Below are 913 nucleotides of genomic sequence, written 5' to 3' on the forward strand. Positions count from 1 at the left end.
GTGGATGTAGTATGGTACTTGAGACACTTTTAGAGAGAGGGTAAAATAGAACTCAAAGGAAGTGTCAATCCATGTCAAAACGCTACTCAAAAGAATTTAAACAAACCATTTTAGACTTATTCAAACAAGGAAAGTCCGCTCGTTAATTATCCTTAGAATACGACGTTGGCTATTCGACTCTGCTGAAGTGGGTTCAAGGATCAAAACCTATAAGCCCCCTAGCGGACTTACGCTGGATGAAGTAAAAGCGCTAAAAAAACAGCTGAAAGAAAAAGATGAAGAAATTACCATCCTAAAAAAAGCACTCGGTCTGCTGGCAAGAAAATAAACTTAGTTGAGTTGATTCGTCAAGAAAGCGAAGCAGGCTGCCATAGTGTCCAAAAAATGTGTGCCTTTCTTGGCGCTTCTAGAGCAACTTATTACCGGAAAATAAATTTTAACCCCTCCAAGAGAGCTTCAGAACGAGACTTATTAGATGAACGAGTTTTACGTATCTATCACGAAAGTGATCGTATCTATGGTGCGGGTAAAATTCATTATCTACTTACTCAGAAGTATCAAGATTATCGAAAAATAAGCTTGAAACGCGTTCAAAAGTCTATGAAGAGGCAGAGTATTCAATCGATCACCATTAAAAAATTCAAAGCAGGTAAATCATCTAAAAAATTTCTAGAAAACTATAAAAACCGATTAAACCAGGATTTTTCAACTACTGGATTGAATCAAAAATGGGTAGCTGATATCACGTATATTCACACACTAGAAAATGGCTGGTGCTATTTATCAACGGTTATGTATCTTCATTCAAGAAAGATTGTTGGGTATCACATTTTAATAAAAAAATGGAAACAAAAATTGTCATTAAAGCTCTAGAAGACGCTGTTTTAAATCGAAAATTATCAACTAATTGTAT

1 protein-coding gene is annotated in these 913 nt (G+C 35.4%); it reads left to right on the forward strand.

Annotation, left to right across the window (positions count from 1 at the left end; all coding sequences use genetic code 11):
- Window positions 1-339 precede the first annotated feature (339 nt).
- Window positions 340-873, forward strand: coding sequence for an IS3 family transposase (locus AC07SW_RS13315; protein WP_494633162.1), 534 nt, complete (start codon window positions 340-342; stop codon window positions 871-873).
- Window positions 874-913 lie beyond the last annotated feature (40 nt).

The sequence above is a fragment of the Carnobacterium sp. GW821-FHT04C06 genome, from assembly GCF_059420345.1.